Origin of the sequence: Pseudomonas mandelii (assembly GCF_024138395.1) — a bacterium.
GTDB classification, from domain to species: Bacteria; Pseudomonadota; Gammaproteobacteria; order Pseudomonadales; family Pseudomonadaceae; genus Aquipseudomonas; species Aquipseudomonas mandelii_E.
Genome location: NZ_JAMYDU010000002.1, coordinates 614,754 through 638,172, shown reverse-complemented (window position 1 = coordinate 638,172; position 23,419 = coordinate 614,754). Strand labels below are relative to the sequence as shown.

Genomic DNA, 23,419 nt, shown 5'->3' with positions numbered 1-23,419 from the left:
CTCAATGGCAGCGGCGTCAGGGGATGGGGCAAGGCTTCAGGCGCTATAGGCGAGCACGCTGATTGGTGGCGCGACGGTGAATCCGTTTGCGCAGCAAGGTCGCGGGTGTCGGTACACAGGTCACGCAGGGGCTTGGGTGTGAGCGATGTGGCTGGCTATCCATCCGCGTTCTCCCTGAACCAGATGTGGATAAGTGACGGCTGTCCTTGTGCCCTGAGAGTGAAGACAGGCGACAGATCGAAGTCAAGGAAGTGCCTTAGAACTGTATGAAATCTGATCTATCGCGTTCCAGCCTATATCGGCCGGGGCTTGCAGGGTTTAGCGAACAAGTTATCCACATCTCCACCCACAGCTAATGGGGACAACTGTGGATACCGGGGCAAATTTATTCACAAAAACTGAAGAAAAACCGTGACTTATCCGGAAGCAGGGTTTTATGAATACATTGATCGTTTTTTGATCAGAACTCTGTAGGGCACGGTTTATATGGCGTGTAGAGGATGGCAAACACCTTATCCACAGAAGCGCCAACAGACTTTGGGGGCAACTTTGCAGGTTCTGTGGAAAACCGCTGAAAGCCGCGAGAATTCAGGGTTTGCGGAAGGATTAGTGACGGAAAACGTTGAATTGAACGTTATTTGATCAGCTCACTGAAAGCCACGGTTTACATGGCGTGTAGTGGACAGCAAACATCTTATCCACAGAAGCGCCAACAGAGATTGGGGGCAAGTATCAGCTTGCGAGTGAAGTTGTTCGGTGGAAAAAGCTCGAAAAAACCGGGGCTTACATTGGTTGTTTATTGAACGGAAGGCTGGAGGGCTTGATGGGCATGGGGTGTAGCGAGGCGCGAACATGTTATCCACAGAAGCGCTAACAGGGATTGTGGGTAACCCCGGTGGATTGTTGGTTGTGCACACAATCTGTGATCGACACTGCCCCCTGTGGGAGCGGGCTTGCCCGCGAAGGCTGACTGACATTCAACATTGATGTCGACTGCCCCGTCGCTTTCGCGAGCAAGCCCGCATGAATTGGGTCAGGCCTTAAGGCCGATACATCAAATAGGCTTCCCCCATGACCCGAATCATTGGGTGGGGCGTAATCTGGCAGGTATCGACGATCCGGAAGCCATGGCGCTCATAAAACCGCCGGGCGCCGGTGTTCGCCGCGTAGTCGATCAGGCTCAAGCCGTTGAGCCCCAATCGGTTGGCACGGTCATAGGCGTAAGCGAGGAATTGTTTGCCCAACCCCTGATTACGCCAGCCCTCATGCAGAGCCAGGCTTGAAATATAAAGGGTGTCGGGGATTTCCATCGTGGCATACGGCGCCAGGACCGGATCGGTCACGGGAGCGGCCAGAGGATCGTGGCGCATCGCATAGCTGTGCAGCATGCCGATGACCTTTCCCTCGGCCTGCGCGATCAGGCAGTTCTGATAAGAGAAATCGACGTCTTCACGCGCGTAACGACTGGCACCGACCTCCAGCAGGTCCTGGCCGGGCTGCGCCAGTTGGCTCCAGATGTAATCGGCCGCGCCTTCTGATGAAATCTGAAACAAGCGAGCAATCTCCCGCGCATCCGCGCGCAGGGCAGAACGAAACTCAACTGCCATTTACCGGACTCCACAGGACCGTTAGCGAACCACACCTTCTTCAATCAGCAACTTGAGAATGGCTTCGGCGCCCGCCTGCGCGGTGACGCCCTTGAGCACCTGCCCGCCTCCGCCACTGGCCTTGGCTGTCGCGGCTTTCATGCGGTCTGCACCACTCTTGGCCTTAATCACTTTCAAGCGTTTGGGCCGTGGCTTGGCCGGTTGCAGCGTGGCCAGCGCCAGCAGTTCATCGTCGATCACCTCGACTTCATCCGCCTGCAACACGCCGCGCCGCGCTGGACCATAAGCACTCTGCCGAGGCTTGGGCGCTGCGTGATCCACAGTCGCCAGAAACGGCAGGCGCACTTTCAAGCGCCGACGCTGACCGCGAGGCAAGGCTTGCAGCACCAGCGCCGAACCGCCGTCGATGGATTCGACCTGCGCCAACCCCACCACCAGCGGCCAGCCAAGGCTTTCCGCCAACAGGAACGGCAACATGCCCGAGCCTTCACCGGTTTCCGCCTGACTGCCGGTCAACACCACCTGTGCCCCGGCATCACGCAAATACGCGGTCAACGCCGGCAGCGCATCAGCACCTTCCGGTTGTTCCAGCACATGCAGTTGTTCCAGGCCCATGCCCAGATAAGCGCGCAGCGCCGGTTCTGCGACGTCGCCCGCATGCAGCACTTGCAGGTTATCCCCAGCCAGTTGCAAACCCAGTTCAACCGCCCGCGCATCCTGCTCGGCGCGGCGTGGCCGGCCAGAGGTCGGGTGGGCGCCAATGGACACCAGGCTGATGATTTTCGTGCTCATAACCCTTTCCTTTCCTTAAGCCGCATCGCGCTTGGCTTCATTGCGGTAAGCCGCTACCGCATCGATCAAGGCTTGAAGAATCTCCGCGCTCTCACCGATCACCGACAGGTCGGCCCGTTTGATCATGTCGCAGCCAGGATCGAGGTTGATCGCCACCACCTTGTCGCAGGCACCGATGCCTTGCAGGTGCTGGATCGCCCCGGAGATACCCACCGCCACGTAAACCCGTGCCGTGACCCAAGTACCGGACGCACCGACCTGACGGTCACGGGCCATGAAACCATCGTCCACCGCCACTCGCGACGCACCTTCGGTCGCACCCAACGCCTCGGCCGTCCTGTGGAAAAGTCCCCAGTCCTTGACCCCGTTGCCGCCCGAGAAGATGAACTCTGCTTCGGCCATCGGAATCGCCGCAGGGTCCACCGCCACCGCGCCCAAATCCTCGATGCGCGACAGGCTGCGGGCGACCGCTGTGGATAACTCCACCGGCAAGGCTTCGTGACGGGTTTCGCTGACCGGTTCGGCGCATTCGGCGGCGGCCAGAATCAAGCGTGCGACCGGCCGCGCAAGGTCTTGCAGACCAGCACCGGCGCGGCCGATGCACTCCTGATCCTTGACCTGCCAGACCCGCGTGGCCGGGCGTTCGCCCAGCGCGGCGGCAAAGCGTCGACCCAGTTCACCACCACCGCTACGGCTGTCCGGCAGCAACCAGTGACGCGGGCTGAACTGGTTATCCACAGCTCGCAGCCCCTGGACTCGTTGCTCCGGTGCATAACCGCTGAATTCGTCGCCTTCAAGCACCAGCAAGCGATCCACGCCAGCTGTAGCGAAGGCGTTTTCCTTGTGCTCACCGAAGACCACGGCCAGTACCGCGCCGTCCTTGCCGGCCAACTGATGGGCCAGACCGAGCAAGTCGCGGTCGTGGCTGCTCAAGCGGCCGCCAACCATGTCCGGCACCACGCTGATGTAAAACGCGGGTGCAGGCACTTGATGCAGCGGCAATTGCACTTCAACCGCGGCCGAACGTTTGGTCGCCCCGCCCTGCTGAGCGCCGCTGCGGTCGATTCGCTTGATGCCGTTGGGGCCGATAAAACCGACACCATGAGGATTCTTGCGGATGAGGCCGTTAGGCCCCATCCAGCTGTGTTGCGCCGGTTGCATGGCCGCGTGCAGCGGGTGCAAGCGGTTGCGGGCGATCCATTCGGCGCGTGGGTCGCGGCGGATAATGTCGCTCATCAATGCACCTCCGCAGGTTCACGTTTGGCCGGTGCCGATGGCTTTCCCGGCGTTGCGTCTTCGAGCAACGCATCCGCCACCAGTTCGGCGATGTCCTTGATCATTGGACGCGGTTCGACCACACCTTCGAGCATCGCGGTGCACTGTGGACAACCCACGGCCACCAGTTCGGCGCCGGTTTCGCGGATGTCTTCCATGCGCATGTCGGGGATCCGCTGCTTGCCGGGAATGTCGGTGATCGGCGCACCGCCACCGCCGCCGCAGCAGCGTGAACGGAAACCGGAGCGTTGCATTTCCTTGATCTCGATGCCCAGGGCGCGCAGCACTTCACGCGGCGCCTCGTATTCGCCGTTGTAGCGACCGAGGTAGCACGGGTCGTGATAGGTCACGCTGCTGCCTTTGTGCTGGCCGAGGTTCAGGGCGCCTTCGCCGATGATCTCAGCCATGTAAGTGCTGTGGTGCTGCACGAGGTAGTTGCCGTCGAAGGCGCCGTACTCGTTTTTCAGCACGTGGAAACTGTGCGGGTCGCAGGTGACGATGCGATTGAAGCTGTATTTGGCCAGGGTCTGGATGTTGCGTTTGGCCAACAACTGGAAAGTCGCTTCGTCGCCCAAGCGTCGTGCCACGTCGCCGCTGTCGCGCTCTTCAAGACCCAGCACCGCGAAGTCGACCTTGGCCGCTTTCAGCACTTTGACGAAGGCACGCAGGGTGCGCTGGTTGCGCATGTCGAAGGCTCCGTCGCCGACCCAGAACAGCACGTCGGTGGATTTCTTCTCGCTGAGCAGGTTCAGATTCAAATCCGCCGCCCAGTTCATCCGCCCGCCCGGCGCGAAGCCGCCTGGGTTGTCGGTGGCGATCAGGTTTTCCAGGACTTCGGCGCCCTTGTTCGGGGTCGCGCCTTTTTCCAGGGTCAGATGGCGGCGCATGTCGACGATGGCGTCGACGTGCTCGATCATCATCGGGCATTCCTCGACGCAGGCACGGCAAGTGGTGCAGGACCACAAGGTTTCAGCGTCCACCAGACCGTTGACGATCGGTTGATGCGGATTGCCACTGTGTTCACCGATGGCTTTGCCTGGATACGGGCTGCCGGCGAATTTGGCGTCAGTACCGCCAGCCAGGCCAACGACCATGTCCTGAATCAGTTTTTTCGGGTTCAGCGGCTGGCCGGCAGCGAATGCCGGGCACGCCGCTTCGCATTTACCGCACTGCACGCAGGCGTCGAAGCCGAGCAGTTGGTTCCAGGTGAAATCCTTGGGTTTTTCCACGCCCAGCGGCGCATTCGGGTCATTCAGATCCAACGGCTTCAAACCGGTGGAACGGCCGCCACCAAAACGCTCGGCGCGACGGTGCCAGGCCAGGTGCAAGGCACCGGCGAAGGCGTGCTTCATCGGCCCGCCCCACGTCATGCCGAAGAACAGTTCCGACACGCCCCAAAGCACGCCGACGCCGAGGATCGCAGCCACCACCCAACCACCGAAGTTTTCCGGAAGGATGCCCGCTACCGGCAGGGTCAGCAGGAAGAACGATGCCGAGAACGCCATCAGGCTTTTCGGCAAGCGCATCCACGGGCCTTTGGACAAGCGGGCCGGTGGGTTGCGACGGCGCAGGAACATAAAGATCGCGCCGACAAACATCACCGCCGACATCAGCAGCAGTGCATAACCGAGGATGCGGTTATGCAGGCCAAAACCATGAACCAGAATCGCCAGCACAATGGACGCCACCGCACCACCGGCCGTGGCGACGTGGGTGTTGGCGATGTATTTGTCCCGCGCGACGACGTGGTGCAAATCGACCATGTAGCGTTTGGGCATGGCGAACAGACCGCCGATCAGGTCGACTTTCGAAGCCCGGCCCTGACGCCACATAGCCACCCGCCGCAACGCGCCCAGGACAGCCAGGCCCAGGGCAGCGAACAACAGGATTGGAAGAAGGGTGTTCAACATGTGGAGCTCCCAAAGACCTCGGGGTCTATGATCGTTCCCACGCTCCGCGTGGGAATGCAGCCCGTGACGCTCCGCGTCACATCAAAAGCGGACGCAGAGCGTCCATTGAGGCATTCCCACGCGGAGCGTGGGAACGATCAGTTCGTGGCTTAGAAATCCTTGCACAACCGCAACGCGTCATAGATCGCCGCGTGGGTGTTGCGCTGGGCCACGCAGTCGCCGATGCGGAACAGCAAGTAGCCGTCGCCCGCCTGGCTCAACGAAGGCTGAGGCTTGATCGCGAACAAAGCTTCGATGTCCATCTGGCCTTTGTTGCGCGAGCCTTCCTTCATGGCGTAGTAGATTTCTTCGTCCGGACGCACGCCGTTTTCGACGACGACCTGGTCCACCACCCGCTCCTCTTTGGCGCCGGTGTATTCGTTTTCCAGCACCGCCACCAGCTTGTCGCCTTCGCGATAGACCTTCTCCAGCATCATGTCGCCGGTCATGATCACTTCTTTCGGGTACATGCTGCGGTAGTAAGTCGGGAACGATGTACCGCCGATGGCCACACCCGGTTTGATGTCGTCGGTGACGATCTCGACCTGGCTGCCCTTGTCGGCGAGGAAGTCGGCCGTCGACATCCCGGTGAACTCGCAAATGGTGTCGTAGACCAGCACGTTCTTGCCCGGCGCAACCTTGCCATCGAGGATGTCCCAGCTGCTGACCACCAGGCCTTCAGCCGCGCCCCAGTGTTCGTTCTGTTCCAGGAACGGATGACCGCCGACGGCGAGCACCACCACGTCCGGACGCAGGTCGAGAATGGTCGCCGCATCCGCCGCCACGCCCAGGCGCAGGTCGACTTTCAAGCGCGCCAGTTCCAACTGGAACCAGCGGGTGATACCGGCGATCTGGTCCCGTTGCGGCGCTTTCGACGCGGTAGTGATCTGCCCGCCGATGAATTCTTTCTTCTCGAACAGGGTCACGTCGTGGCCACGTTCGGCCGACACGCGAGCCGCTTCCATCCCGGCAGGACCGGCACCGACCACCACGACTTTGCGCTTCACACCGGTCGATTTCTCGATGATGTGCGGCACGCCCATGTATTCACGGGAGGTCGCGGCGTTCTGGATGCACAAGACGTCCAGGCCCTGGTACTGACGGTCGATGCAGTAGTTGGCACCGACACATTGTTTGATCTGGTCGACCTGGCCCATTTTGATCTTGGCGATCAAATGCGGGTCGGCGATGTGGGCGCGGGTCATGCCGACCATGTCGACGTAGCCGCCCTCCAGAATACGGGTTGCCTGGTTCGGGTCCTTGATGTTCTGCGCGTGCAGCACCGGGGCCTTCACCACTTCTTTGATACCGGCAGCCAAATGCAGGAATGGCTCCGGTGGATAACTCATGTTCGGAATAACGTTGGCCAGGGTGTTGTGGGTGTCGCAACCCGAGCCCACGACGCCGATGAAGTCGATCATGCCGGTGTCGTCGTAGTACTTGGCGATCTGTTTCATGTCCTCGTGGGACAAGCCATCCGGGTGGAATTCATCACCGCACAGGCGGATGCCGACGCAGAAGTCCGGACCGACTTCCTTGCGCACAGCCTTGATCACTTCCAGGCCGAAACGCATGCGATTTTCGAAGCTGCCGCCCCATTCATCGGTACGCTTGTTGACGCGCGGGCTCCAGAACTGGTCGATCATGTGCTGGTGCACGGCAGACAGCTCGACGCCGTCCAGGCCACCGGCCTTGGCCCGCGCGGCGGCGCTGGCGTAGTTGCCGATCACCCGCCAGATTTCTTCCGGCTCAATGGTTTTGCAGGTCGCGCGGTGCACCGGTTCACGGATGCCCGACGGCGACAGCAGGGTTGGCCAATGCTCGCCATCCCAGCGCGAACGACGGCCCATGTGGGTAATCTGGATCATGATCTTGGCGCCATGCTTGTGCATGGCATCGGCCAGGTTCTGGAAGTGCGGAATGATCCGGTCGTCGGCAAGGTTGACCGACTTCCACCAGCCTTGCGGGCTGTCGATGGCCACGCTGGAGGAACCGCCGCAAATCGCCAGGCCGATCCCGCCCTTGGCTTTCTCTTCGTAATACTTGACGTACCGGTCGGTGGTCATGCCGCCGTCGGTGGCGTAGACCTCGGCGTGCGCGGTGCTGAGCACGCGGTTGCGGATGGTCAGTTTGCCGATCTGGATCGGCTGGAACATTGCTTCGAAAGCCATGGCGGGGTCCTCGACTTACAACGGCTTGACGGTGAACAAACCGTCGTCGTGGCCTTCTTCGGAGCCACCGTAAACTTGTTCGGCGACCGTGCGGATCTTGCTGCCGCGAGCAGCCAGGATCTGGTCCATGGCGCCGGCGAACCAGCCAGTGAACATGTAGTCGACCTTGCGCCCGACCTTGCCGTACACGTAGACAAATGCGGAGTGTTCAAGCTTGACGCTGGCGGTGCCTTTGTCGAGGTCGATGTCCTGAATCTTGAACAGGCCCCAGCCACGTTGCGACAGACGCTTCATGTAGTGCTCGAACACTGCAACGCCTTCCAGGCTGTGGCATTCGGCTTCTTTTTCACACCAGTGCCAGGCGGACTTGTAGCCGGCCTTGTAGAGGATTTCGGCGTAAGCATCAGCGCCCAGCACTTCCTCGATGCCCATGTGGTTGTTGACGAAGAAATGGCGCGGCACGTACAGCATCGGCAGGGCGTCGGAAGTCCAGATACCGGTTTCGCTGTCGACTTCGATTGGCAATTGCGGGGCGATCTTGGCCATGGGTAAAACTCCAGAATTCGATGTATTTTGGCGATAGGCAGCCGTAGCAGCTGTCGAGCCTGCGAGGCTGCGTTGGGCTGCGAAGCGGCCCCCGAGGGCGGTCCTGCGGACCGCAACGCAGCCTCGTGCCTCGGCAGCTGCTACAGAAATCGTTGTTTGTAAGTGGGCTTATTCGCCCCAAACGTCTTTCAAGACGTTCACCCAGTTCTCGCCCATGATCTTGCGCACCACCCGCTCGGAATGGCCGCGCTTGAGCAGGGTCTCGGTCAGGTTCGGGAACTCGCCCACGGTGCGGATGCCCAGTGGGTTGATGATCTTGCCGAAGCTGGTCAGACGGCGGGCGTAGCCCTTGTCATGGGTCAGGTATTCAAAGAAGTCCTGGCCATGGCCCTGGGTGAAGTCGGTGCCGATGCCGATGGCGTCTTCGCCGACGATGTTCATGGTGTATTCGATCGCTTCGGCGTAGTCGTCGATGGTCGAATCGATGCCCTTGGCCAGGAACGGCGCGAACATGGTCACACCGACGAAACCGCCGTGATCGGCGATGAACTTCAATTCTTCATCGGATTTGTTGCGCGGGTGAACCTTCAGACCCGACGGCAGGCAGTGGGAGTAGCAGACCGGTTTCTTCGATTCGAGGATGACTTCTTCGGAGGTTTTCGAGCCGACGTGGGACAGGTCGCACATGACGCCGACACGGTTCATCTCAGCGACGATTTCACGACCGAAACCCGACAGGCCGCCATCGCGCTCGTAGCAACCGGTACCCACCAGGTTTTGGGTGTTGTAGCACATCTGCACGATACCGACGCCCAGCTGCTTGAAGACCTCGACGTAGCCGATCTGGTCTTCAAACGCGTGAGCATTCTGGAAGCCAAAGAGGATGCCGGTTTTGCCCTGCTCCTTGGCCTTGCGGATATCGGCGGTGGTGCGCACCGGAATCACCAGGTCGCTGTTCTCGCGGATCAGCTTCTGGCTGGCGGCGATGTTGTTGACGGTGGCCTGGAAGCCCTCCCACACCGACACGGTGCAGTTGGCCGCGGTCAGACCGCCCTTGCGCATGTCTTCAAACAGCTCGCGGTTCCACTTGGCAATAATCAGCCCGTCGATAACGATGCTGTCGGCGTGCAATTCGGCTGGGCTCATCAGGCTGTCCCCTATTAGCGATTCATGCGCCGAATCGTGTGCCGGCGCTTTGGGGCCAGCATATGCCTCGGTGCCTGTGCAGCCGGGTGCAAAAACGACAGGGGAATTGCCGAAAGCGTCAATCCGCGACAAAGGGTCGTCAACAGGTGTCATTGCCTACCTATCCAACGCCGCCCGCTTGGGCCAGAATTCGCCCCACTGGATGTTTTACTGAATGCATGACTGGATCAAGGGGCGGCGGCGCAATGAAATCGATCTTCCTGGCTTTGGCACTGATAGCGACTGGCGTACAAGCAGCTGAAGAGGCCGACGACAACCCCTGCGACGCCGTCGAAAACGAAATCCAGACCCTGGAATGCTCGGCCTACAGCAGAACCACCGCCGAACAGCTGCTGAGCGACAACTATCAGAGCCTCACCGAGCGCATGCAAACGCTGTACGGCAACAACAAGGCGCAACTGACCGACATCACCGCCAAAATCAAAACCGCGCAACAGCAATGGCTGAAAACCCGGGATGCCGATTGCGCAGTGGACGCCTTTCCGGCGACCAGCGGTAGCAAAGCGTTCACCATTGCGCAGAACGATTGCGTGGCGCGGATGAGTGACGAGCGGTCGGAGTTTTTGGAGTCGATTGGGCAGGAATAAAGACATAAGAATGGAGATTATTTGATCCCCCACGAAGTAGTGAGTCGCATCATCGATGGCGCGACGCCCATTCGCGCCTGGCGCGAACACCTGAACTTTACGCAGGATGAAGTTGCCAAGCGCATGGGCATTTCCCAACCGGCTTTCGCCCAGCAGGAGACGGTCTCCAAGCCCCGCAAGGCAACCCGTGAAAAGATTGCCGCGGCTTTTGGCATCACCGCCGATCAACTTGAGCTGTAAGACGATCGACAAGATCGCAGCCTTCGGCATCTCCACACCGGATGCATTCCCTTGGCAGGAGCTGCCGAACGGGCTGATGAAGCAATGTGGTACGTCACGCAACCAAGGCCTGAGCCTTTTCTCATTCGCTGAAAGGTGACTTGTTGAATCGCTCCCGAACCACCGTCAGGCTTGGCGGCTGCTCATAGCGGTAACCCAACTCGGTAATGTCCATGACATCCCTGATACGTCGCTGCCAGGGTTTGAGTACATCATCGTAGTTGTGGCCCACGGGCCCATTCTGCAACGGAGCGTAATGCGGGGCCCATTGAGCATTGCCTTGGGCCATCTCCGCTTGCCAATCCGCCCAAACCTTGTCGATGAAGCAGTGATGCAGAAAGAACACCGGGTCTTCGGGCGAAGTCATGGCCAGCATGTTTCCCCCTATCCACAGGTGAACCCGGTTATGCAGTTGCGAACCCGGCGTCGTCACTTGAGGATCGCCACGCTGGGTAATCCAGCCTTCCAGACGATTTCTAAAACCTCGGGTGTAAGGGCCTGAATCATAGGGTGGCGTGTCGTACAGCCGTTCGCGCATCGCCATTGCCAGATCTGCCGAAGTCGGCAGAGAGCCGATATTCAATCCGAACTGTCGTTTGAGACCTTGCTCTGGAAAGCCGTCCTCCGGATAGGAGGGCACTGGCCAATTACCCGCGCTATAGGCGAAAGGCCCCTTGGCGACTCTCCAGTAATCGTCCTGAACACCATCGCCACCCATGAAGTTATCCGCCCACACCGGTGAGTTTTTCGGATCGACCGCATCCTCGGTCCAGTCCCAGTAAGGCACAACGAGTGTGGCGTCAACAGATTGAAGCTCACTTTCGAACTGCATGAGAAACTCGCGATGCCATGGCAGGAATGCGGGCCCCAGATGAGCGCCATTACGGTAGTTGGGATCGTGAGGCTCATTGGGCATGACCGTAGGGATCATGACCTGATGATGCCAGTGCACGAACTTTTCGTAACGTCCGGCACGCTTAAGCGTCAGGCAACCCGCAACAAATCGGTCTATCTCGTCTCGAGTGAGCGAACGTACATTCTTCCTTAGTTTCATCGTGCAACTCCCTCAACAAAAGATGCCCATCCGACCGGACGCGTCTGGAGCAACAAAGTTGCTACTCTCACTACCAAAACCTAGACGCGGCCGAAGCCTGCGTCTACTGTCAGAAATAACAGGTGTACAGACTTTCTGACAAATGACACATAGCCTTCGCGCCTGGGCTAACACTGGGTGACTTCATCATTCAGGTGCGTCACCATCGCTCACTGACTTGGTGAGAAACTTCAGGGAATCAAATGAAAATCTGCGGCATCGAAATCAAAGGCAGCGAAGCGATCATCGCCGTGGCCTCCCTCGACGGTCAGGCGCTCAGTCACGTCGCCCTCGCCACCAAGAAAATCGCCCTCGACGAAGATGATGAAGCCGCCAACGTCAAAGTCTTCGCCGCTCAGGTGGCGTCGTTTGTTCGCGAGAATTCCATCGACCGGATCGCGATCAAGAAACGCAGCAAGAAAGGCGAGTTCGCCGGTGGGCCGACCACGTTCAAGATCGAGGGGATTTTCCAGTTGCTGGAAAATTGCGAGGTGACGCTGCTGTCGCCGCAAACCATCAATGCGCAGAACAAGAAGTACGATTTTGCACTGCCGGATACGCTGAACAAGTATCAGCACGAGGCTTACAAGGCGGCTTGCTCTGCGCTGATGAAGAAGTAACGACACAAATCCTGTAGGAGCGAGGCTTGCCCGCGAAGAGGCCGGCACATTCAAAATCATTGTTGCCTGACACGACGCCTTCGCGGGCAAGCCTCGCTCCTACAGGGAGGTCGGTTTCAGGCCTTCTGGCTTTGCCGACGGTCTTCACGCGGGCACCGCTCGAATCTTGCCCGATAACTACGGGTGAAATACGACGGCGATTCAAACCCGCACGCGATGCTCACTTCCAGCACACTCATGTTCGTCTGACGCAGCAATTGCCGCGCCTTCTCCAGCCTTAACCGCAGGTAGAAATTGCTCGGCGTGTCATTCAAGTGCAGGCGAAACAGGCGTTCCAGCTGACGCCGGGTGACGTTGATCGATTCCGCCAGCGCCAACGTGCTCAGCGGCGGTTCGCTGTGCTGTTCCATCTCCCCGATCACCTGCACCAGTTTCTTGTTGCTGATGCCATATCGTGTGGCGACTTCCATGCGCTGGTGGTCTTTGCGCGGGCGGATGCGCCCGAGCACGAATTGTTCGCTGACCTGAATCGCCAAATCCGCGCCGTGGGCCTGGCCGATGAGGTCGAGCATCAAATCGATAGAGGCCGTGCCACCGGCGGAGGTGATGCGCCGACGGTCGATCTCGAACAGCTCCTGAGTGACGCTGAGCTGTGGATAAGACTCCTTGAAGGCGTCGATGGCTTCCCAATGCAGGGTCAAGCGATGGCCGTCGAGCAGGCCGGCTTCGGCGAGGACGAAGCTGCCGGTGTCGATGGCGCCGAGGGTCACACCTTCGTTGTCCAAACGACGTAACCAGTGCTCCACTGCCGGAGTGGCGAATTTCAGCGGCTCGAAGCCGGCGACCACTAGCAAGGTCGCGCCTTTCTTCAGCGGTTCCAGCGCCGCATCGGCGTTGACCGACATGCCATTACTGGCCAACACCGCACCGCCGTCGGCGCTCAACACATGCCAGCGGTACAGCTCGCCGCGAAAGCGATTGGCGACCCGCAGCGGCTCGATCGCCGAGATGAAACCAATCGCCGAGAAACCCGGCATCAACAAGAAGTAGAAATCCTGGGACATGGAGCGCACTCGATGGCAGGTAGCAAGAGGGCGGGAAGCGTGTGGACGTTGATACGCCACTTGTAACCGGCATTCAAGTGCGCAGGTCGCTGCAGTGCAAGAGCTGGTCGCCGCAGTGCGTTTTTACGGGGGCTTTGCTGCGTAACTTGGCATCACCGGCGCATCAGACACCGGAACTCACAATAAACGACCTGCCGAGGAACCCGACATGAAACGACTGATCAGCAGCTGTGTTCTTGCACTCAGCGGTACCGCTTTCTTGAGCGCCAGCGTCATGGCGGTCGAACCCGCGTCGTGCCAGAACGTGCGCATGGGCGTAGTGAACTGGACCGACGTGATCGCCACCAGCGCCATGACCCAAGTATTGCTCGACGGCCTCGGCTATAAAACCAAACAGACCAGCGCCTCCCAGCAAATCATCTTCGCCGGCATTCGCGATCAGCGACTGGACGTGTTCCTCGGTTACTGGAACCCGCTGATGACGCAGACCATCACACCGTTTGTCGAGGCCAAGCAGGTCAAAGTGCTTGAAGCGCCAAGCCTCAAGGATGCTCGCGCCACCCTCGCCGTGCCGACTTACCTCGCCGACAAAGGCCTGAAAACCTTCGCTGACATCGCCAAATTCGAAAAAGAACTGGGCGGCAAAATCTATGGCATCGAGCCTGGCTCGGGCGCCAACACTCAGATCAAGGCGATGATCGCCAAGAACCAGTTTGGCCTGGGCAAGTTCCAGCTGGTCGAGTCCAGCGAGGCCGGCATGCTCGCAGCGGTGGATCGCGCCGTACGGCGCAAGGAAGCGGTGGTGTTCTTCGGCTGGGCGCCGCACCCGATGAACGTCAACGTGCAAATGACCTACCTCACCGGCAGCGAAGACGCCCTCGGCCCGAACGAAGGCATGGCCACCGTCTGGACCGTCACCGCGCCGAACTACACCGAGCAATGCCCGAACATCGGTCGTTTGCTGAGCAACCTGACCTACACCGCCGAAGACGAGAGCCGGATGATGCAGCCGCTGCTCGATCACAAAGACGCCTTCGAATCGGCCAAGCAATGGCTGAAGGATCACCCGCAAGACAAGCAACGCTGGCTCGAAGGCGTGACCACCTTCGACGGCAAACCGGCGGCTGAAAACCTGAAACTGACCAGTAAATAAACCTGAAATGAACCACCGATTCGCAGCCCGACAGGGCTGCGAACGGGACCACTACGCCTGCAATTTAGCCTGTAAGGAACCGCCTCATGAACCACGACGTCATCATCACCTGCGCACTCACCGGTGCTGGCGACACGACCGCCAGAAGCCCACACGTGCCGGTCACCCCGAAACAAATCGCCGCGGCCGCCGTGGAAGCCGCCAAGGCTGGCGCCACCGTGGTCCACTGCCATGTTCGCGACCCGCAAACCGGCAAGTTCAGCCGTGACGTGGCGCTGTACCGCGAAGTGATGGAGCGCATCCGCGAGGCCGACGTCGACATCATCGTCAACCTCACCGCCGGCATGGGTGGCGACCTGGAAATCGGCGCGGGCGAGAACCCGATGGAATTCGGCCCGAACACCGACCTGGTCGGCCCGCTGACCCGTCTGGCCCACGTCGAAGAATTGCTGCCGGAAATCTGCACCCTGGATTGCGGCACCCTGAACTTCGGCGATGGCGACACCATTTACGTGTCCACCCCGGCGCAACTGCGCGCTGGCGCCAAACGCATTCAAGAGCTGGGCGTTAAGCCTGAGCTGGAAATCTTCGACACCGGTCACCTGTGGTTCGCCAAGCAGATGATCAAGGAAGGCCTGCTCGATAACCCGTTGTTCCAGTTGTGCCTGGGCATCCCGTGGGGCGCGCCGGCCGACACCACCACCATGAAAGCCATGGTCGACAACCTGCCGGCCGACGCGGTCTGGGCCGGGTTCGGCATCGGCCGCATGCAGATGCCAATGGCGGCGCAAGCGGTGCTGCTTGGCGGCAACGTGCGGGTCGGTCTGGAAGACAACCTGTGGCTGGACAAGGGCGTATTGGCGACCAACGGCCAACTGGTCGAACGCGCCTCGGAAATCCTCAGCCGCCTCGGCGCCCGCGTTCTGACCCCGGCGGAAGGCCGGACAAAAATGGGCCTGACCAAGCGCGGTTAACCCGACCCCACACCTAACCCTGTGGGAGCAGGCTTGCCCGCGAAGAGGCCGGTACATCCGCCACATCTCTTGTGACAGGAACGCCGCCATCGCAGGCAAGCCAGCTCCCACAGGTTTCTCGACCAATCGTCAGGACAGCATTCATGAGCTTTATCACTGATATCAAAACCTTTGCCGCGCTAGGCAGCGGTGTCATCGGCAGCGGCTGGGTGTCCCGCGCCCTCGCCCACGGCCTCGACGTGGTGGCTTGGGATCCGGCGCCCGGTGCCGAAGCGGCGCTGCGCAAACGCGTCGCCAATGCCTGGGGCGCACTGGAGAAACAAGGCCTGGCACCCGGCGCGTCGCAGGATCGGCTGCGCTTTGTCGCCACTATCGAAGAATGCGTTCGCGACGCGGATTTCATTCAGGAAAGTGCTCCGGAACGACTGGAGCTGAAACTGGAACTGCACAGCAAAATCAGCGCGGCGGCCAAGCCCAATGCCTTGATCGGTTCCAGTACGTCGGGGCTGTTGCCGAGCGAGTTCTACGAGAGTTCGACCCACCCGGAACGCTGTGTGGTCGGGCACCCGTTCAACCCGGTTTACCTGCTGCCATTGGTGGAAGTGGTCGGCGGCAAAAACACTGCGCCAGAAGCGGTGCAAGCGGCGATGAAAGTCTATGAATCCCTAGGGATGCGCCCGCTGCATGTGCGCAAGGAAGTGCCAGGATTTATCGCCGACCGTTTGCTCGAAGCGTTGTGGCGTGAGGCGCTGCATCTGGTCAACGACGGCGTGGCGACCACCGGTGAAATCGACGATGCGATTCGTTTTGGCGCGGGCCTGCGCTGGTCGTTTATGGGTACTTTCCTGACTTACACCCTGGCGGGCGGCGATGCGGGCATGCGGCATTTCATGGCGCAGTTCGGGCCGGCGTTGCAATTGCCCTGGACCTATCTGCCGGCACCGGAGCTGACCGACAAATTGATCGATGACGTGGTGGATGGCACCAGCGAGCAGCTGGGTAAACACAGCATCTCGGCGCTGGAGCGATATCGTGATGATTGTTTGCTGGCGGTGCTGGAGGCGGTGAAGACCACCAAAGAAAAGCATGGGATGGCCTTCGCTGACTAAACACCGCCACAACCTGTAGGAGCGAGGCTTGCCCGCGAAGGCGATTTCCCTGCCGCAAGAGATCCGGCGAATGTACCGGCCTCTTCGCGGGCAAGCCTCGCTCCTACAGGTTCAACCATTTTGGATGTGACGACATGCCCACCCTCACCACCTACCAAACCAAAATCATCCCCGACTGGGTCGACTATAACGGCCACCTGCGCGATGCCTTCTATCTGCTGATTTTCAGCTACGCCACCGACGCGCTGATGGATCGGCTGGGCATGGACAGCAACAACCGCGAAGCCAGCGGCAACTCGCTGTTCACCCTCGAACTGCACCTCAATTACCTGCACGAAGTGAAGCTCGATGCCGAGGTCGAAGTGCACACCCAGATCATCGGCCATGACCGCAAGCGCCTGCACCTTTACCACAGCCTGCATCTGGTGGGCGGTGACAAGGAGTTGGCGGGCAATGAACAAATGCTGCTGCACGTCGACCTAGCGGGGCCGCGATCCGCACCGTTCAGCGAAGAAACCTTGAGCAAGCTGCAAGCCATTGTCGCCGAGCAAGCCGACTTGCCCGCACCGGCCTTCATCGGCCGAGTGATCGCCTTACCGCCCGAAAAATAATAAGGAGCTCGTCATGAACACCGCCGCCGCTTTTGCCGATTTCCGCACCTACCCATTGATCAGCGCGTTGACCGCCGTGCACACCCTGGCGGACCGCATTCAAGTGCAATGGGCGGACGGTCGGGTCAGCCCTTTTCATCATCAATGGCTACGGGACAACTGCCCGTGCCCGCAGTGCGTCTACACGGTGACCCGCGAGCAAGTGCTGGAAATCGTCGATGTCGCGGAAAATCTGATCCCCGACAGTGCTCGAATCGATGCCGAAGGTTGCCTGTGTGTCGATTGGCAGGACGGTCACCTCAGCCGCTTCGACCCGGGTTGGTTGCGAGCCCACGCCTATGACGACGAGTCCCGCGCCGAACGCCGGGCCGCCAAACCGAAAAGCAAGCTGTGGGACAGCCAGCTGAAGTTGCCGGTGTTCGACTATCAGGCGTTGATGGATGACAACGATGCCTTGCTGCAATGGCTCCTGGCCGTGCGCGACATCGGCCTGACCCAGGTTCGCGGCGTACCCACCGAGCAGGGTTCGCTGAAGCTGATCGCCCAGCGTATTTCGTTCATCCGCGAGAGCAATTTCGGCGTGCTGTTCAACGTGCAGTCCAAGGCCGACGCCGACAGCAATGCCTACACCGCCTTCAACCTGCCGCTGCACAGCGACCTGCCCACGCGGGAGTTGCAACCGGGGCTGCAATTTCTGCATTGCCTGGTCAATGACGCCGACGGTGGCGAAAGCATTTTCGTCGACGGTTTTGCCATCGCTGAAGCCTTGCGTCGGGAAGATCCCGAGGCGTTTCAGGCCTTGTGTGAAATACCCGTGGAGTTCCGCAACAAGGACCGCCATAGCGACTACCGCTGTCTGGCGCCGATCATCGCTCTGGACTCTTTCGGGCAGGTGTCGGAAATCCGCATGGCGAACTTTCTGCGCGGGCCGTTCGATGCTTCAGTCGAGCAAATGCCCAAGCTGTATCACGCTTACCGACACTTCATTGCGATGACTCGCGAGGCGCGGTTCAGGCTGATGCAAAGGCTCAACCCGGGCGAGCTGTGGTGCTTCGACAACCGCCGCACCCTTCATGCCCGCAATGCGTTCGATCCCGCTACTGGTGCCCGCCATTTTCAGGGTTGTTATGTCGACCGGGATGAATTGTTGTCGCGGATTTTGGTGTTGCAACGGTAGACCGCATTATCGTTCATCGCGGGCAAGCCACGCTCCCACAGGTTATTCGCAAGTCCTGTGGGAGCGTGGCTTGCCCGCGATGGCGTCTGCACAGCCAACACAAAACCTCTGATTCACAGGCAAAAAAAACCCCGATCAAGCCGTGACAGGATCGGGGCAGAGGTGGGTACTGTTGAGGAGCTGTTGCGCGAGGGTGACCAAACCTTCGTGAAGCCAGCTGAGTCCAGTGTGCCCACTCCCATGGTTCACAAGTTAGCCGAAAGCGACCTGTTCATAGGTATTGCGGCCATTGCGACAAAACGTCCTTGCCGCCATCTACTGCCCCTACCAGAATCGAGCCACGACACCGTTCCCTGAAGAAGGATTGCGTCATGATGCACGCCGATTTGATTGACCAGGAAGACCTGTTGGGCCAGCTGAAATCGTTGGGTTTTCAAGTACCAATTGGCTCTACAGCCGAGCAGGCTTGCGAGTGTGCGGTGCGAGGCTTGAACGATGAGCGGGCGATGACGCTGCGGACCATGGTCAAGCAGATGTACACCAGCAGCGCGACCATCCTGCCGGCCGTGCGCCAGGCGATCGACAAGCAACTGCTGCCCGCGTTGGCGGAGTATCAGCAAAGCCGTAGCGCCTGATAGAAGATCAAAAGATCGCAGCCTGCGGCAGCTCCTACAGAACCGCGTACACCCGCGGTTTCACGGAAATGCGCTACTTCTGTAGGAGCTGCCGCAGGCTGCGATCTTATTGGCTTTAAAGCCTTACGCTGGCAAACGTCGATTCATTGCGCGCCTGACTCAACGCCGACAGCGGCCCGGACAACGGCGACAGCACCAGTGCTTGCGGCAGCGGCAACATCGCCACTTGTTGCGTGGTGTTGGAGCCTACGCGCTCGTCACGCGGCGGAATGCCGAAGTATTCGCGGTAGCACTTGGAGAAGTGCGGCGTCGACACGAAACCACACACCGATGCCACTTCGATGATCGACATCGGCGTTTGCTTGAGCAACTGCCGAGCGCGGATCAGGCGTAGTTTCAGGTAGTAACGCGACGGCGAGCAGTGCAGGTATTTCTGGAACAGCCGCTCCAGCTGACGACGCGACACGGCGACGTACACTGCCAGTTCGTCGAGGTCGATCGGCTCTTCGAGGTTGGCTTCCATCAGCGCGACGATTTCCTGCAACTTCGGCTGGTTGGTGCCGAGCATGTGCTTGAGCGGCACGCGCTGGTGATCCTGCTCATTTCGGATGCGCTCGTAGACAAACATTTCCGAGATCGCCGCCGACAATTCACGACCGTGATCGCGGCTGATCAGGTGCAGCATCATGTCCAGCGGCGCGGTGCCACCGGAGCTGGTGAAACGGTTACGGTCGAGGGTGAACAGCCGGGTGCTCATGGCCACCCGCGGAAAAGCTTCCTGCATCGACGCCAGGCATTCCCAGTGCACGCTGCAATCGAAACCGTCCAGCAAACCGGCGCAAGCCAAGGCCCAGCTGCCAGTGCAGACCGCGCCAAGACGACGGTGCTGACGCGCCTGGCTTTGCAGCCACGACACGTGTTCACGGGTTACGGTGCGCTGAATGCCGATACCGCCGCAGACGATGATGGTGTCCAGGGGAGGCGCTTTGTGCATGGAGGCGTCGGGGGTGATCTGCAGACCGTCACTGGCCCAGACCTGACCGCCATCGACGGTGAGTGTGGTCCAGCGATACAGCTCGCGACCGGACAATTGGTTGGCCATGCGCAGAGGTTCTACTGCGGAGGCCAAAGAAATAAGCGTGAAATTGTCCAGCAGCAAAAAGCCGATGGATTGAGGCGCACGGTTCTGGGGTTGGGCCCCGGAGTTGAACGTCGTCATCGCGGTATCTCCTCACACAAAGCGGGTGATGGCCTCAGGCGGAGGCTCTTTTTATTGCCATCGTTCTCGCGTGGGAGACGGGCTTTGTAATGACAGAGCAATTGCCATGCCTAAAATTGAATGTGCGTTCAATAACTCCTGAAAACGACGTCGCGATGCGTCTGGATATGGCGCGCAGAGATAAGATGTCAAAAGTGCCATTAGAGGCCGCAAACCCGCTACCCCGTTGCCTGTGAGCAAATCGGTAGCACTTGTGGGAACAGGGCTGCGACGCTCCAGGGGAGAGTGTCACCGCAAGCACGGGTGACGGACGGTCAGGCTTGAATTGGATCCCTGCCGGGTGATGCGGGCTTGCCTGTTTGCGACGCGCCAAAAGGTGGCGCGTTTTTGGTGCGAGTGTTCACTTGGTGCGCAGTTTTGACTGGTCTGACGCCTTCGCGGGCAAGCCTCGCTCCTACAGGATTCATGTCGATCATAAAATATCCACACGCCCCGCTCTTGTAGGAGCGAGGCTTGCCCGCGAAGCAGACAACTCGGTCTTACTTAATCAACACTCAACCGCGCTAACCGCCAACCCACCGCGCGATGTCTCTTTGTATTTGTCGTGCATGTCGGCACCGGTATCACGCATGGTGCGGATTACCCGGTCCAGCGAGATAAAGTGCTGACCGTCGCCGCGTAGCGCCATCTGCGCCGCGTTGATCGCTTTCACCGCGGCAATCGCGTTGCGCTCGATGCACGGCACTTGCACCAGCCCACCCACGGGATCGCAGGTCAGGCCAAGGTTGTGTTCCAGGCCGATTTCCGCCGCGTTGCACAGTTGCTCCGGTGTGGCCCCGAGAATCTCCGCCAATCCGGCCGCCGCCATGGCGCAGGCCGAACCGACTTCGCCCTGGCAACCGACTTCGGCACCGGAGATCGAGGCGTTCTTCTTGCACAGAATCCCCACCGCCGCGGCACTGAGAAAGTAATCGACCACGTTGGCGTCGGTCACTGCCTCGCTGAATTTCATGAAGTAGTGCAGCACCGCCGGAATGATCCCCGCCGCGCCGTTGGTCGGTGCCGTAACCATGCGCCCGCCGGCGGCATTTTCTTCGTTGACCGCCAAGGCGAACAAGTTCACCCACTCCATGGCGCTCAAGGTTGAGCCGATCACGTTGGGTTTGTTCAGTTCTTGCAGGCTGCGGTGCAATTTGGCCGCGCGACGACGCACATTCAGGCCGCCAGGCAGGATGCCTTCGTGCTTGAGGCCTTGCTCCACGCAATCTTGCATCGCGCGCCAGAGTTTCATCAGGCCGGCGCGAATTTCCTCTTCGCTGCGCCAGACTTTCTCGTTGGCCATCATCAGCTCTGCAACGCGCAGGTTGTGCTGCTTGCAGAAACTGAGCAGCTCGACGGCACTGGAGAAATCGTAAGGCAGCACGGTGCGATCCAGATCCACCACGCCGCTGGAAGCCTGCGCCTCATCGACGACAAAACCGCCGCCGATGGAATAGTAGGTGTCGCGATGCAGCTCACCGTGATCGCCTTCGGCAACCAGGGTCATGGCGTTGGGATGGAACGGCAGGTTCTCGTCGATCAAACGCATGTCCCGGGCCCAGATGAACGGGACCGACAAGCGGCCGTCGAGCAATAGCGTGTGAGTTTCACGCAGGGTCTCGATGCGGATGCCGATTTGCGACGGATCGATCGCGTCCGGCCACTCGCCCATCAGCCCCATGATCACCGCGTTGTCGCTGCCGTGACCGATGCCGGTGGCTGAAAGCGACCCATAAAGCTGAACTTCGACGCGCCGCACCTGCTCCAGAAGTCCCTGTTCACGCAAACCTTGCACGAACAGCGCCGCGGCGCGCATAGGCCCCACGGTGTGCGAACTGGAAGGGCCGATGCCGATTTTGAACAGGTCGAAAACGCTGATAGCCATTACTGCTGAACTCCTGGATGTGCCTGCTCCAGGCGCAAAAGCGCCCAGTGACGGAGCTGCTACGCTCAAGCTGCAATCCGCCGAGATGGCCGCATCATCAGGCTTTTGTCATGTCGTTCAACGTCTCACACCGACGCACTCATGCCCGCTAGCGCCGTAGGCCGCTTACGCTGTGTTTTCGCCGTTTTTTTGCGGATCAGAGGGGCAAAACGGGCTGAAAAAAGCTGTAAACGACGTTACCGACACTGGATGCGACCATCCCTGTACTGGTTACGACGCACCCTGTAGGCGTCAGATTTTCACTGGTACATGATCGTATCGACTCGATTGCACGGCGCCGTGGTAGAGCTGTCTCCAAAACGCCATCCAACCGCAACAAATAAGTGCGGTGGTCCCAGTCGGAACACTGCCAAAAAAAACACCAAGGAGTCGCCCCTTATGAAAGGTTCCCCGTCGTTGTTGTTGGCCGCCATGCTGAGTCTGCCGCTTCTGGCTCAAGCCGCAGAACCGGCCCAATGCAGCACCGTAAACTTCTCCGATGTAGGCTGGACGGACATTACCGTCACCACCGCCACCACCAGCGTCGTTCTCGATGCCTTGGGCTACAAGACCAAAACCACGATGATTTCCGTGCCGGTGACCTACAAGTCCCTGGCCGACGGCAAGAACATGGACGTGTTCCTCGGTAACTGGATGCCGACCATGGAAAACGACATCAAGGCCTACCGTGATGCCGGCACCGTTGATACGGTGCGCGCCAATCTGGAAAACGCAAAATACACACTCGCCGTCCCCGAAGAGTTGTATAACAAAGGTCTGAAAGATTTCGCCGACATCGCCAAGTTCAAGAAAGAACTCGACGGCAAGATCTATGGCATCGAACCGGGTAACGACGGCAACCGCCTGATCCAGAGCATGATCGACAAGAACGCCTTCGGCCTGAAAGACGCCGGCTTCAAGGTGGTCGAGTCCAGCGAGGCAGGCATGCTCTCGCAAGTCGATCGCGCCCAGCGCCGCAACACCGCCGTGGTGTTCCTGGGCTGGGAGCCGCACCCGATGAACACTCGATTCAAGATGAAGTACCTGACCGGCGGCGACGAATATTTCGGCCCGAACTTCGGCCAGGCGACCATCTACACCAACACCCGCAAGGGCTACGTACAGGAATGCAGCAACGTGGGTCAGTTGCTGAAGAACCTGGTGTTCACCCTCGACATGGAAAGCACGCTGATGGGCAACGTCCTGGACGACAAAATGAAGCCTGACGCGGCCGCCAAGGCCTGGCTGAAAAAGAATCCACAGGTGCTCGATACCTGGCTCGCTGGCGTGACCACCATTGACGGTAAACCAGGCCTGGAGGCCGTGAAAGCCAAGCTCGCACAGTAAAATCGCTTACGCCGGGCGGGTTCGCCCGCCCGGGCTGTTTAT

At 59.8% G+C, this 23,419-nt stretch carries 20 protein-coding genes and 1 pseudogene; 10 read left to right on the top strand and 11 right to left on the bottom strand.

What is annotated here, in order from left to right:
• Window positions 1-1,040: 1,040 nt before the first annotated feature.
• The 7 genes from NHU87_RS06305 to NHU87_RS06275 all read right to left on the bottom strand — a co-directional run bounded on the left by NHU87_RS06305 (window position 1,041) and on the right by NHU87_RS06275 (window position 9,486).
• Window positions 1,041-1,607, bottom strand: a complete 567-nt coding sequence (locus NHU87_RS06305) for a GNAT family N-acetyltransferase (protein ID WP_253546613.1) — start codon at window positions 1,605-1,607, stop codon at window positions 1,041-1,043.
• 21 nt (window positions 1,608-1,628) lie between these two features.
• Complete coding sequence (gene etfB, locus NHU87_RS06300; protein ID WP_253546611.1) at window positions 1,629-2,399, bottom strand: electron transfer flavoprotein subunit beta; 771 nt, start codon at window positions 2,397-2,399, stop codon at window positions 1,629-1,631.
• A 15-nt stretch (window positions 2,400-2,414) separates the two neighbouring features.
• Entirely contained in the window at window positions 2,415-3,635 is a 1,221-nt protein-coding gene (etfA, locus tag NHU87_RS06295; RefSeq protein WP_253546610.1) for an electron transfer flavoprotein subunit alpha, read from the bottom strand.
• Entirely contained in the window at window positions 3,635-5,584 is a 1,950-nt protein-coding gene (gene dgcB, locus NHU87_RS06290) for a dimethylglycine demethylation protein DgcB (RefSeq protein WP_123719625.1), read from the bottom strand. Before dgcB ends, etfA begins: the two co-directional genes overlap by 1 nt.
• A 149-nt stretch (window positions 5,585-5,733) precedes the next feature.
• A complete protein-coding gene (gene dgcA / locus NHU87_RS06285) occupies window positions 5,734-7,794 on the bottom strand; it encodes a dimethylglycine demethylation protein DgcA (protein WP_007907545.1) in 2,061 nt (686 codons plus the stop codon).
• A 15-nt stretch (window positions 7,795-7,809) separates the two neighbouring features.
• A complete protein-coding gene (locus NHU87_RS06280) occupies window positions 7,810-8,340 on the bottom strand; it encodes a DUF5943 domain-containing protein (protein WP_253546608.1) in 531 nt (176 codons plus the stop codon).
• Window positions 8,341-8,508: 168 nt separating this feature from the next.
• The gene (locus NHU87_RS06275; protein ID WP_007907542.1) at window positions 8,509-9,486 is read right to left on the bottom strand and encodes a dipeptidase; all 978 of its coding nucleotides are present in this window, start codon (window positions 9,484-9,486) and stop codon (window positions 8,509-8,511) included.
• Between the two features lie 245 nt (window positions 9,487-9,731).
• Between NHU87_RS06275 and NHU87_RS06270 the strand changes: the two genes are divergently transcribed.
• Complete coding sequence (locus NHU87_RS06270; protein WP_038981114.1) at window positions 9,732-10,133, top strand: lysozyme inhibitor LprI family protein; 402 nt, start codon at window positions 9,732-9,734, stop codon at window positions 10,131-10,133.
• A gap of 21 nt (window positions 10,134-10,154) precedes the next feature.
• Window positions 10,155-10,373 (top strand): annotated as a pseudogene (locus NHU87_RS06265) (helix-turn-helix domain-containing protein); the annotation flags it as partial.
• A 121-nt stretch (window positions 10,374-10,494) separates the two neighbouring features.
• Here the strand turns inward: NHU87_RS06265 and NHU87_RS06260 are convergent.
• Window positions 10,495-11,466: a tyrosinase family protein gene (locus NHU87_RS06260; RefSeq protein WP_253546606.1), complete on the bottom strand. Its 972-nt coding sequence runs from the start codon at window positions 11,464-11,466 to the stop codon at window positions 10,495-10,497.
• Window positions 11,467-11,708: 242 nt separating this feature from the next.
• Here NHU87_RS06260 and NHU87_RS06255 point away from each other — a divergent pair, with 242 nt between their 5' ends.
• Window positions 11,709-12,125: a DUF3010 family protein gene (locus NHU87_RS06255; RefSeq protein WP_253546604.1), complete on the top strand. Its 417-nt coding sequence runs from the start codon at window positions 11,709-11,711 to the stop codon at window positions 12,123-12,125.
• Between the two features lie 116 nt (window positions 12,126-12,241).
• On the opposite strand, the gene NHU87_RS06250 is transcribed toward NHU87_RS06255, so the two are convergent.
• A complete protein-coding gene (locus tag NHU87_RS06250) occupies window positions 12,242-13,189 on the bottom strand; it encodes a GlxA family transcriptional regulator (protein WP_253546602.1) in 948 nt (315 codons plus the stop codon).
• Between the two features lie 208 nt (window positions 13,190-13,397).
• Here NHU87_RS06250 and NHU87_RS06245 point away from each other — a divergent pair, with 208 nt between their 5' ends.
• From NHU87_RS06245 to NHU87_RS06220, 6 genes are all read left to right on the top strand, one after another.
• Entirely contained in the window at window positions 13,398-14,342 is a 945-nt protein-coding gene (locus NHU87_RS06245; protein WP_253546600.1) for a choline ABC transporter substrate-binding protein, read from the top strand.
• A gap of 86 nt (window positions 14,343-14,428) precedes the next feature.
• Window positions 14,429-15,316 (top strand): 3-keto-5-aminohexanoate cleavage protein, encoded by an 888-nt coding sequence (locus NHU87_RS06240; protein ID WP_123359160.1) that lies wholly within the window; start codon window positions 14,429-14,431, stop codon window positions 15,314-15,316.
• Window positions 15,317-15,459: 143 nt separating this feature from the next.
• On the top strand, window positions 15,460-16,425 hold the full coding sequence (locus NHU87_RS06235) for an L-carnitine dehydrogenase (protein WP_253546598.1): 966 nt from the start codon (window positions 15,460-15,462) through the stop codon (window positions 16,423-16,425).
• 134 nt (window positions 16,426-16,559) lie between these two features.
• Complete coding sequence (locus NHU87_RS06230) at window positions 16,560-17,036, top strand: thioesterase family protein (RefSeq protein ID WP_253546596.1); 477 nt, start codon at window positions 16,560-16,562, stop codon at window positions 17,034-17,036.
• Between the two features lie 13 nt (window positions 17,037-17,049).
• Complete coding sequence (locus tag NHU87_RS06225; protein ID WP_253546594.1) at window positions 17,050-18,213, top strand: gamma-butyrobetaine dioxygenase; 1,164 nt, start codon at window positions 17,050-17,052, stop codon at window positions 18,211-18,213.
• Between the two features lie 371 nt (window positions 18,214-18,584).
• Window positions 18,585-18,848, top strand: coding sequence for a hypothetical protein (locus NHU87_RS06220; protein WP_253546592.1), 264 nt, complete (start codon window positions 18,585-18,587; stop codon window positions 18,846-18,848).
• Window positions 18,849-18,963: 115 nt separating this feature from the next.
• On the opposite strand, the gene NHU87_RS06215 is transcribed toward NHU87_RS06220, so the two are convergent.
• Together NHU87_RS06215 and NHU87_RS06210 are read right to left on the bottom strand one after the other, a co-directional pair.
• Entirely contained in the window at window positions 18,964-20,067 is a 1,104-nt protein-coding gene (locus tag NHU87_RS06215; RefSeq protein ID WP_253546590.1) for a GlxA family transcriptional regulator, read from the bottom strand.
• A 547-nt stretch (window positions 20,068-20,614) separates the two neighbouring features.
• Window positions 20,615-21,991: an L-serine ammonia-lyase gene (locus tag NHU87_RS06210; RefSeq protein ID WP_253546588.1), complete on the bottom strand. Its 1,377-nt coding sequence runs from the start codon at window positions 21,989-21,991 to the stop codon at window positions 20,615-20,617.
• Between the two features lie 438 nt (window positions 21,992-22,429).
• Between NHU87_RS06210 and NHU87_RS06205 the strand changes: the two genes are divergently transcribed.
• Window positions 22,430-23,377, top strand: coding sequence for a choline ABC transporter substrate-binding protein (locus tag NHU87_RS06205; protein ID WP_253546586.1), 948 nt, complete (start codon window positions 22,430-22,432; stop codon window positions 23,375-23,377).
• The last annotated feature ends 42 nt before the right edge of the window (window positions 23,378-23,419 follow it).

What these genes read in the sequence shown, in the direction of transcription:
- NHU87_RS06305 (WP_253546613.1), bottom strand. Translation starts at nt 1,607, where the DNA reads ATGGCAGTTGAGTTTCGTTCTGCCCTGCGCGCGGATGCGCGGGAGATT.
- etfB (WP_253546611.1), bottom strand. Translation starts at nt 2,399, where the DNA reads ATGAGCACGAAAATCATCAGCCTGGTGTCCATTGGCGCCCACCCGACC.
- etfA (WP_253546610.1), bottom strand. Translation starts at nt 3,635, where the DNA reads ATGAGCGACATTATCCGCCGCGACCCACGCGCCGAATGGATCGCCCGC.
- dgcB (WP_123719625.1), bottom strand. Translation starts at nt 5,584, where the DNA reads ATGTTGAACACCCTTCTTCCAATCCTGTTGTTCGCTGCCCTGGGCCTG.
- dgcA (WP_007907545.1), bottom strand. Translation starts at nt 7,794, where the DNA reads ATGGCTTTCGAAGCAATGTTCCAGCCGATCCAGATCGGCAAACTGACC.
- NHU87_RS06280 (WP_253546608.1), bottom strand. Translation starts at nt 8,340, where the DNA reads ATGGCCAAGATCGCCCCGCAATTGCCAATCGAAGTCGACAGCGAAACC.
- NHU87_RS06275 (WP_007907542.1), bottom strand. Translation starts at nt 9,486, where the DNA reads ATGAGCCCAGCCGAATTGCACGCCGACAGCATCGTTATCGACGGGCTG.
- NHU87_RS06270 (WP_038981114.1), top strand. Translation starts at nt 9,732, where the DNA reads ATGAAATCGATCTTCCTGGCTTTGGCACTGATAGCGACTGGCGTACAA.
- NHU87_RS06260 (WP_253546606.1), bottom strand. Translation starts at nt 11,466, where the DNA reads ATGAAACTAAGGAAGAATGTACGTTCGCTCACTCGAGACGAGATAGAC.
- NHU87_RS06255 (WP_253546604.1), top strand. Translation starts at nt 11,709, where the DNA reads ATGAAAATCTGCGGCATCGAAATCAAAGGCAGCGAAGCGATCATCGCC.
- NHU87_RS06250 (WP_253546602.1), bottom strand. Translation starts at nt 13,189, where the DNA reads ATGTCCCAGGATTTCTACTTCTTGTTGATGCCGGGTTTCTCGGCGATT.
- NHU87_RS06245 (WP_253546600.1), top strand. Translation starts at nt 13,398, where the DNA reads ATGAAACGACTGATCAGCAGCTGTGTTCTTGCACTCAGCGGTACCGCT.
- NHU87_RS06240 (WP_123359160.1), top strand. Translation starts at nt 14,429, where the DNA reads ATGAACCACGACGTCATCATCACCTGCGCACTCACCGGTGCTGGCGAC.
- NHU87_RS06235 (WP_253546598.1), top strand. Translation starts at nt 15,460, where the DNA reads ATGAGCTTTATCACTGATATCAAAACCTTTGCCGCGCTAGGCAGCGGT.
- NHU87_RS06230 (WP_253546596.1), top strand. Translation starts at nt 16,560, where the DNA reads ATGCCCACCCTCACCACCTACCAAACCAAAATCATCCCCGACTGGGTC.
- NHU87_RS06225 (WP_253546594.1), top strand. Translation starts at nt 17,050, where the DNA reads ATGAACACCGCCGCCGCTTTTGCCGATTTCCGCACCTACCCATTGATC.
- NHU87_RS06220 (WP_253546592.1), top strand. Translation starts at nt 18,585, where the DNA reads ATGATGCACGCCGATTTGATTGACCAGGAAGACCTGTTGGGCCAGCTG.
- NHU87_RS06215 (WP_253546590.1), bottom strand. Translation starts at nt 20,067, where the DNA reads ATGACGACGTTCAACTCCGGGGCCCAACCCCAGAACCGTGCGCCTCAA.
- NHU87_RS06210 (WP_253546588.1), bottom strand. Translation starts at nt 21,991, where the DNA reads ATGGCTATCAGCGTTTTCGACCTGTTCAAAATCGGCATCGGCCCTTCC.
- NHU87_RS06205 (WP_253546586.1), top strand. Translation starts at nt 22,430, where the DNA reads ATGAAAGGTTCCCCGTCGTTGTTGTTGGCCGCCATGCTGAGTCTGCCG.